Here is a 1,723-nt window from a genome sequence, read left to right on the forward strand (position 1 = left end):
TTGAGTGCGGCGTTGTCGTCCCGGTCGATGACCAGGTGGCAGGCGTCGCACTGGTAGGTCCGGATGTGCAGCGGCAGCTTGGCTTTCACCGCGCCGCACCCGGAACAGGTCTTGGAGGAGGGGTACCAGCGGTTCGCGACCACGAGGCGGGTGGCGTGGCGCTGGCGCGTCTTGTCGTCGAGCTGGCGGCGGATCTCGCCGAATCCGGCGTCGGCGATGCGGCGGGCGAGGCGCCGGTTCTTGAGCATGCCGGCGACGTTGAGGTCCTCGACCGCGACCGTGCCGTACTCGGCGGCCACGGCCGTGGTGAGCTTGTGCAGGGCGTCCTCGCGGAGGTTCGCCACGCGGTGGTGCACCTTGTTGCGGGCGGCGTTGGCCTTCTCCCACCGCTTCGACGGCTTGCGTCCGGTGCGGCGGTCGGGGCCCTGGCGGCGGGACACGGTCCGGGAGGCGCGGCACAGCTGCTTGCGCGCGGCGTCGTAGTGCCCGGGATTCGCGACGGTGCGGATCTCACCCGTCGAGTCGGCCATGACTGCGAGGGTCTTCACGCCGAGGTCGATCCCGACCGCGACACCCGGGCGCGCGACGCGTTCCAGGTCGCGCTTGACCTCGACCTGGAACGAGACGAACCAGCGCCCGCGTTCGTGGCGGACGGTCGCGGACAGGATCCGCGCCGTCCCGGCCTGGACGCGGGCCAGGAGCTTCACCGTGGGTTCGTGGGTGCGGAGCGTGCCCAGCCTTGGCAGGGTGACGTGTCGGCCGTCCGTGTCCACGCGGATCGTGCCGGTCGTGAACCGGCAGGACACACGCGCCTTCCGCTTCGACGTGAACCGGGGCGCGCCCATCCGCTTGCCGCGCCGCTTGCCGTTCTTCGACTTCGCGTAGTTGTCGAACGCGGCCGAAGCGTTCGCGAGACCAGTGTTGTAAGCCTCCTTGGAGTTCTCCTCCCACCAGGCGGCGAACCTCGGATCGGTGTGCTTGGTCTCGTTGAACGCCTTACGCAGGGCGGGCAGCGACCACGGCCGCCACTCGGTCAGCGACTCTTCGGGGACGCCGTAGGACTCCTCCGCGCGGCGCTGCCACCACGACGCCTCAACCCAGCCGACAGCCCAGTTGTACACGGCACGCGCCGCACCGCAGTGCGAGCGCAGCGCGTGCTCCTGGGTGGCGTTCGGGTCCAGCGCGAACCGGAACGCCTGCACCACGAACCCGGGCTGCGGCTGGAACTTCTTCATTCGGCGGCCTCGCCGGTCGCCACGGCCACCGCGCGAGCGGCCCGGTTCCTCGCCGCGCGCCGCCCGTACAAGCGGGCGCACATCGACGTGAGGACTTCGGTGATGTCCCGTACGAGGTCGTCAGCGGTCTCGGTGGGGTCGAGGACAACAAGGCGCCGCCCGGACGCCGACAGGACCGCTTCGAGGTGCTCGACGCCGAACCGGGCCAGCCGGTCGCGGTGCTCGACCACGATCACCGCCACCTGCGGGTCGGACAGCACCCGGTGCAGCTTGCGCCGCCGCCCGTTCAGCCCCGAACCGACCTCGGTCACGACTTCCGCGACCGACAGACCAAGCCCGTTCGCCCCGTCCACCACCCGTGACGCCTGCCGGCCCAAGTCGGCCTTCTGGTCGACTGACGAGACACGGCAGTACGCCACCACCCGCCCCGACACCGCAGAGGCATCCGGAGCGGGCACGGCGACCAGCCAGGTCCCGGACGGCGCCTG

Annotated in this window: 2 protein-coding genes; both read right to left on the bottom strand. The window is 71.2% G+C overall.

The features are described 5' to 3' along the window. Window positions 1-1,235: IS607 family element RNA-guided endonuclease TnpB (gene tnpB / locus ACFXJL_RS34785; protein WP_384699495.1), on the bottom strand; the 1,235-nt coding region annotated here is incomplete at its 3' end. Beyond that, window positions 1,232-1,723: IS607 family transposase (locus tag ACFXJL_RS34790; protein WP_384699498.1), on the bottom strand; the 492-nt coding region annotated here is incomplete at its 5' end. The genes ACFXJL_RS34790 and tnpB, both read right to left, overlap by 4 nt.

The organism is Streptomyces sp. NPDC059256, from assembly GCF_042753785.1.
GTDB lineage: Bacteria > Actinomycetota > Actinomycetes > Streptomycetales > Streptomycetaceae > Streptomyces.